Here is a 7,453-nt window from a genome sequence, read left to right on the forward strand (position 1 = left end):
ACATCAAAATAAACCCATTGAAAGGTGCCTTCCTACATCATTGGATGGTTATCTTCTTAACGGTCGTTCCAGAGCCGGTCTTTCCTGAAACTGTCAGGCTGACAGCATAGGTTCCGGGTGATTTCCATGTATGAATCGGGTTCTGATCCCATGATGAAAACCCATCATTAAAATCCCAAAACCAGACTGTTGGATCCCCGGTGGACTGATCTGTACATTGATACATCCGTGATGACCCTGAGACGGGTTCAATGGTACAAGCAATCCTCTCGACAGAGAGTAACTTTAAACTGGTTTCAATGCCGCAGGAAGTGCTGACGGTGCGTCTTATCTCATATTTTCCTGGAAATTCATACCGATGAGTTGCCGAAGAGCCATCTGTGGTTGTACCGTCTCCAAAGTTCCAGTTCCCACTCAGTGGATCTTCAGGTGTTCCCCCGTCCGATTGATCGATTACCCTGACATCAAGAGGTGCATATCCTGAAACCGGGTCAACAATGAAATCTGCATATAATCGGGGAACTTCCCCTGCTCCAACGGTTTTTTCCATCAGATTCCATGCTACGTTAGTTCCGTTGGCAGGGAATCGTACCGAAAAGACGTCCTGATGAATTCCCGGGAGAAAAGTGGTAGGTTGTCCCCGATCAAATTCTCCAGGGGTGAACCTGTTTTTTTCACCAATAGTAACAGATACCGGATTTTTTTGGCGGTTGATGTATCCGAAAGATACCTGGATAATACCCTCTCCGTTGTTGCACGGATGACTAATCGTCGGGATAAGCATCCCGGGTGCCGGAGTGATATCTGATGTCGGTTGAATTGTTGAAAGTGTAGTAGTTGTGATGGGTGTGGGTTGTACCGGTGGTGGTGGGGCTATCAGGGTATAACTGTTTAGAATATTTGTTATCATCTCCTGATTAATGAGATATTTTGTCCCGGTCATTCGTTCAACTGATCCATCCCATTCAAGAAACCGAATCATCGCTGCTTTTTTTTGCAGCGTCCCGTTCTCCGGTGAAGGGAGATCTGAACTTGTCCAGGTATCCGGTGTAATCCCCGGTTCCCGTTCATAATCATGAAACGTATAGGTTCTTCCGATCTCATCATACCATAGAACTCTGATCTGGTTAGCCACGGTCCCGGTGTGGTTCACCGCTTCTTTCCGGGCCTCTTGTGTTGCCAGCGCCTTGGTTACAGAGCGTTCAGGCTTTTCGCTGTCATCATGGTTTTGTGGTGCATTCGCGATGAGTGTGATAAAACCTGCGATAACCAGACAGATAGCAATAGCAACTCCGGCGATGCGATATGATGATGGATATCCCATAAAGTGTTGTACCAGATTTGAAATTGGCACCTATCAATCTGTGGTCATGTTCTGAAGAAATCAGTAAGAGTTCGTTGTGTACGGATCTGGGCGAGGAGAGAACTATGGGGAACCCATCGATCCATACCCAGTGTTGCTGATGTTGCAGTGGTTACCTCCGGGACGGTTTCATAATGAACAGGGTTTGAGCTCATGGCCTGGCGGGTAACTTCCCTGATCACCCATGTACCGAGGGGTGCCCAGTACTCAGAGGTAATCCATCTGATTACTACCACCCGGGCATTGCGCTTTACTTTAGTCAGATATTCCAGAACCGCCAGTCGCGCCGAGTAATATGCCCCGGTTATTGGTGAGTATCCGGTTTTTGTCCGCCCTTCATGGTCAGCAATGATCGTCTCCTGATCCCCGCCCCACAGCGACTGTTTTCCCCAGATCTCGATCATCTCAAACTGCCAGTCTCCTGGAAGAAGGATGATCGCAATTGCGTTACCAAATTTTTTTGAGTAGAACAGGCTGATCTGGGGGTATTCCGTAAACCGGAATACCTGCGGTTTCAGATTTTTCCCCAGGGTGTCATCAACTGCTGTAATCGCCCACCGGGTAGGTACCATGTGTCGCCCTTTTTCAGTACCAAGCAGACCGGCAGACATGAGGCTGATGATCCGGTATGTGTCGGTTCCGCTATGAGTCAGTTCCTGACATGCTTCGGCAGCGGGAAGGTCCGCATCACTGGTGATCCGTTCCACCACCCGTTCAACCTTTGCGGTATCGAGGAGATCGAATGAGCGGATGTCTCCGGTCAATCCCATCGGTGCAACCATTCCGTCAAATCGGAGATCAAAAGAGATCGGCTTTTCAAAAGCTGTTTCGACTCCCAAAGGAATGCTTGACCTTGCAATCTCCTGCATGTTCTCCTCATATCGGTGTGGGACAGTCGTAGCCCTAATGGTCTGTGCCCGTATGCTAACGATATCTGCAATAGTAAGATCACGATTTATCCAGTCGGGGGGATGGTCACCATCGCTCGTGAGCAGAGGGCCTGCGGTGACATGGGGATACCGGTAACTTCCTACGAAGATAGATGGACTGGTTCCCACGTAATCTGCTCTAGGTATTGTCTTCATCTGTGCGTGAAAACGGTGGATAACCGGACACTGCTCCCTTCCACAGAGGCCTTTTCCTTTACATGAGATACAAAGTGTCATTGGTACTAAAAGAGAACTGAAAGGCAGATCAGGATCTGACCAGTGAAAGATCTATTTTTCTGAGTTTATAGGGGTTATTTCGCTCAACAAAGACCCTTTTTTCCCAGGTAGGTGTTCCTGCCATTTTCCATCCCCCGTCATATGCGGATGCGATAGTATCGATCTGATACTGATCATCGGTCTTATTGTATCCGATGATAACGATCTCACGTTCTACTCCTGAAGGATTCGGGCTGATTATATCTCCCGGTACATATTTAACCGGTGTGCGGGGTGGGGCCGAGTCGGCTCCGATACCGATATCACTCATCGTAATCCGACCTGGACGGTGTGACAATTGTTGCTCCAAAATTGGGCGGATAAACCATTTTGGAGTAGTGTTGAGACGATACCCCCATTCCCCGGTATAATATTTTGAGATGGTGTCAGCCTGATACTGATCCGTAATCGGATCATATCCAAGTATTACCATCATCCCATCATCACCTGTCGGTGCTGAGTTGATCAGGTCTCCTGAAGTATAAGCCGGCTGGGGATGGGTAGCGGGAATACCAATGACTGGTGGGGGAAGCACACTTGATAACCCTGCAGGAGTTCCACCCGAATCCCGGGTTCCGATGGAGATCTTGTCTGGTTCAAAAGATATGAAACTGATATTGGTGGTTGTTGAATCAAGGCTGGTGAATGTTCCATTCGGTAGGCGGGCTGCATGAGTTACGACATAGGTATCATTTACCGGAGTTGTTGCAATTAGCCACCACATGTGAGAACTGGTATCCTGAATTATCTCCCCTGACTTAAATAACGGGAGATTCGGGGGATGTGTTGGAGTTGCAACCGGAGTGACTGGCTGGATAGGGATAGTTCCGGGAGCTGGGGGAGGAAGTGTGGTACTTAATACCACACTTGAGCTTCCGTCTTTATTGGTAGCAATAACCATCACTCGCAAACCAGCGCTTAGGTTGGTGCTGGTGAGGCTGGACAAAGGGGCAACTGCAATAGATCCGGATGTGACACTAAGAGTACCCGGATCATCCGGCTTTCCTGAGCCGATAGGGATATCATTCACTTTCCAGGAGAATGAAGAAACTGATTTAATCTCTCTCCCTCCTTCATTGAGGAGGATTATGTCTGTCCCGCTCTGGTTCACTGATAATACTATTCCAGGCCCTTGTTGCGCTGCAGGAGCCGAAAAGAGGGAGAGAACACCGAACAGGGTAAGTACGATGATGATGATCAGGCCTGCCCCGATGCCTATCAACACGAGTGGTTTATCGATTGGGATTTTATCAAATGGAATATGATCAAATAAGCCTGTTTTTCCTGACTTCTCAGAAAATAGTGGGGGATTTTTCAGGTGTTTTACATTGGTTTTCCGATTTTTCACATATATAGGATTATCCGGTGCAAGGGTCAGGGCGTTTTCGAAACAGAGGTCCGCATCTTCATATCTTCCGATCTTGGCACAAGCAGTTCCAAGTGCATTCCATGCCCGGTCATTCTGCTCCTCATACTCAACTGCATCTGAAAGAAGTTCAACTGCAGTCTGATAATCCCCAGACCTGAATGCCCGCAACCCCCGGTTGAATTGTCCTGATTTGTCTTCGGATACCATACTACCTGGAAATTAGTTTTGTCTGATACTTATATGGTGATTCTGTAAAATCAAGGAAAATTACAGAACTTCATGAATCACTGATTTACTCCCGGTTATCAGCATGTGGGATAACTGGTGAATGTCATGGGTTCAGGTTCAGTGTAGTCTGCTTCATACACGCTTCCAATACTTTGTTTGTACACCGGTTTTGTAGTGGGAGTTGGGGAAGTTTCGGTTATTTCCTGGGAAGTGGTATTAGGCAGGGCTTGCTGTGTTGTGTTGGCTGTTGCATTGGTAAGATTTAAAGAATCTGATGTGGTGGAATTATTAACCGAACCAATGTCTGCAGCAATTACCGTTATGGAGAGAAAAAGAATGGATGTTATGAATAATGTGAATCTGCGAATCATCACCATATATTAGAAATGTATATGCATAAAGAATCCGACGGTTTCCCCAATGGATCTCAATCATGTATTATTGAGATATTTGTTCACATGGAAAAACTCAGAACTCTCTCTTATAATCATTATTGTGTTCTGGCTATTTTTAGGCAGTTTTAATACTTTAGTTCAGGTTTCTGATACATTTCAGCAGTATTATCATATCAACGCCCGATTATTCATCAGGGTGGTGAGTAATGGGAATATTCAGCCGGTTTCAGATCTCACATGGTGAAAAGGAGTGTGACCATGGATCTGAAGAGGGAGGTTCAATTCTTCCTCCGAATACTGAAAGAAAGATGGATCCAATCAAAAAAATCAGGATCCCCCTAAACAAAACAGTTTCTGACGTCAAGACCAGAAATGGTTCACTTCTCTTTTCCTGCCCTGTCTGTGAAGTTCTCAACATTGTGCCACTTGAAGATATCCACCCAATTCTTGGTGGTCAGCCAATGTGTCAGAGTTGTGGTGATATATTACATATTCCTGGTGGTTATAAGACCGGTTCAGATGTCAGTTCGTTAAAAATTTATGCAGGGCTGCCAGTTGCAATACGTAAATTCTTTATTTTTTATCAGAATCACCCGGTAATTCACCATCTTGAAGAAGAGGGTCTTACCCGGATCGTCATCCAGTATGGCATCTGGGGATTCTGCCAGAAGTGCCATCACGAGTTCAGCCCAGGGGTACTCATGAACCTCCCCCAGACATCCTGTGAGGTGATTGATTACCGTTCTCTCACTTCTGATGAGATGATTGAGATGAAATCTCTTCGTCAGGGGAAGTGTCCTTATTGTGACCATCCGACTTTGCTCGTGATTATTTCTGATGTTCCCCGTTATGTCGTATCAGCCAGCGAAAATCTTTCTCATCGATGGGAGGAGGACTGAATTGCGTCTCATCCTTAATAATTATCTGAATGAATCCTTTTGGTTGTTCAATCTAAATTTGTTTAGATCTCAAAAAGGTTATGACTGCAGAGCACCCATCCTCAAAGAGCGAAGGGTTGATGTGTAGTGAACAGACATGTGTTCTTTATTATAGTGCTGGTTTTGCCGGTACTCTTCTTCTCTGGTATCCCTGCATCTGCTGAATATGAGACGATTGATCTGGCAACTGTTGGGTATCTCCAGATTCAGACCCCTGTAGAAGGGGCGCGGGTGTATTTGGATCAGGTTTTCATGGGCTTTATTCAGAATGGCTCAATTGTCATACCTATTGATGTGATGGCAACTCCCCGGTACTCCAATTTCATCATTGAATATTCCGGATATCATACCTATGTCGGGCCGCTTCCAGCGTTAATTCCTGGAAAGACAGTGTCCGTATCTGCTGAATTAAATAAAACCGGATACGAAGGGATGGGTATAATCTCGTTTGAGTGTGGAGTTCCTGGGGCAGGACTCTATCTCAATGGTGAAAAGAAAGGAGAAACTCCTGACTCAGGTAATCTCTTTATCCAGACGGTTCCTTCCGGCCTTTATCAGTTCACGGTAAAGCGGGCAGGGAATCTCTCGATTACTCAACAACAGTATGTTTCTTCAAATGCGGTCACGGTATACCGGGTGAAGTTGGAACCGGCACTATCCGGTGATCTGGTAATTAATTCTACTCCGGAAGGTTCTGGAATATTTATAAATAATCGATATCTGGGTGTCTCCCCTCTTACCATTCCTGATGTGCCGGTTGGTAATCAGACGATCAGGATTACCCGGGAAGGATATCAGGAGTGGACGAATGAGATCATAGTGGTGGGAGGAGAAACAGATCAAGTTGATGCTGTACTGGTCTCCCTCCCTCCAACGGTGGTCACCATTTGCCCTGAAGAAACTACCCCTGCTATCTCTTCAAACCCTCTGGAAAATACTGCAGCATTGTATGGTATTTGTACGATACTGATTGTTTTGGTAATCTTATGTGGTCTGCTGGGTGTATGGGTGTTCAGGAAACAGAAGGAATGAGAGTTCTCTGACCCTTTTTACTCCTCTCTCTTAAATCATCGTAGTTGACCTTGTTTTCAATTTCTGTCCTCACGGGTGAATCAGCTCTGTCTGACTCTTCAGGTATGATACAACTTGATGGTGATCCCTCTTCCTTCATCACCAACCCGACATGTTGTTGTTCTAATTCTGGTTAGATCCCCTGATGGTCAGACTAGGATTGTCGCTTGTACTTCATGGATAACGGATCTGGAAATCTAGACAATACACACGTGCAATTATATTGCACCGAACTCTTCTCTCTAATTACCATCTGCAAAAGATTTTACCTTATCCTCCCGCAGATCTTCTTACTGGCGACACAGGATATCATTCTCCCTGGCTGTCAGAGGTAACAACAGAATTTAGGTGGGTTCAATGAGTCATGTAATTAAAAGTCTTCTTCTCATGATTTTTCTTTCTCTGATTGTGAATGTGATCGGTGTTGCGGATCCCATGTTCAATTCAGGTACTCAATTAGGAAAAAGTGATCCGGTTCAGACTACTCCAATTGGAGATGGTTTCTTCGAGTTCAGATCCAATGTTGAAGGGGCAGGTGTATTTCTTGATGATCAGAGAGTAGGAACAATACATGATGGTATTTTGAAGGTCCCCGTGCAGGTATATGATAAAACAATTCAGCATCAACTCCGTATTGAAGCACCCGGGTACTCATCATATCAGGAAACTCTTGTACAAAACCCAAAAGTAGGAGAGACAAAGGTTGTTCGGGGGATCTTACAGGTCCTTCCTTTGAATCTCACGGGAACTCTCTCGCTTGCGGTCAGCCCACCCGGCTCCACAGTCAGCGTTGATAACATTTCTGTCGGGGTTATCGGGCAGTCAGGGATCATGACACTTCGAACAGTAAAATCCGGAAGCAGGCTGGTCAGGGTAACCATGCC

Annotated in this window: 7 protein-coding genes; 3 read left to right on the forward strand and 4 right to left on the reverse strand. The window is 45.8% G+C overall.

Annotated features, from left to right (window positions below; genetic code table 11):
* Nucleotides 1–37 precede the first annotated feature (37 nt).
* The 4 genes from LUQ50_RS09330 to LUQ50_RS09345 all read right to left on the reverse strand — a co-directional run bounded on the left by LUQ50_RS09330 (nucleotide 38) and on the right by LUQ50_RS09345 (nucleotide 4,536).
* Nucleotides 38–1,324 (reverse strand): PKD domain-containing protein, encoded by a 1,287-nt coding sequence (locus LUQ50_RS09330; protein WP_300039477.1) that lies wholly within the window; start codon nucleotides 1,322–1,324, stop codon nucleotides 38–40.
* 44 nt (nucleotides 1,325–1,368) lie between these two features.
* Entirely contained in the window at nucleotides 1,369–2,529 is a 1,161-nt protein-coding gene (locus LUQ50_RS09335) for a hypothetical protein (protein WP_300039479.1), read from the reverse strand.
* 28 nt (nucleotides 2,530–2,557) lie between these two features.
* Entirely contained in the window at nucleotides 2,558–4,144 is a 1,587-nt protein-coding gene (locus LUQ50_RS09340) for a tetratricopeptide repeat protein (protein WP_300039481.1), read from the reverse strand.
* A 98-nt stretch (nucleotides 4,145–4,242) separates the two neighbouring features.
* Nucleotides 4,243–4,536, reverse strand: coding sequence for a hypothetical protein (locus LUQ50_RS09345; RefSeq protein ID WP_300039483.1), 294 nt, complete (start codon nucleotides 4,534–4,536; stop codon nucleotides 4,243–4,245).
* 230 nt (nucleotides 4,537–4,766) lie between these two features.
* On the opposite strand from LUQ50_RS09345, the gene LUQ50_RS09350 reads away from it, so the two are divergent.
* From LUQ50_RS09350 to LUQ50_RS09360, 3 genes are all read left to right on the forward strand, one after another.
* Entirely contained in the window at nucleotides 4,767–5,459 is a 693-nt protein-coding gene (locus tag LUQ50_RS09350; RefSeq protein WP_300039485.1) for a hypothetical protein, read from the forward strand.
* A gap of 138 nt (nucleotides 5,460–5,597) precedes the next feature.
* Nucleotides 5,598–6,530, forward strand: coding sequence for a PEGA domain-containing protein (locus LUQ50_RS09355; protein ID WP_300039486.1), 933 nt, complete (start codon nucleotides 5,598–5,600; stop codon nucleotides 6,528–6,530).
* A 396-nt stretch (nucleotides 6,531–6,926) separates the two neighbouring features.
* On the forward strand, nucleotides 6,927–7,453 hold a 527-nt coding region (locus LUQ50_RS09360), incomplete at its 3' end, for a PEGA domain-containing protein (protein WP_300039487.1).

Origin of the sequence: Methanospirillum sp., from assembly GCF_028679455.1 — an archaeon.
Classification (GTDB): Archaea; Halobacteriota; Methanomicrobia; order Methanomicrobiales; family Methanospirillaceae; genus Methanospirillum.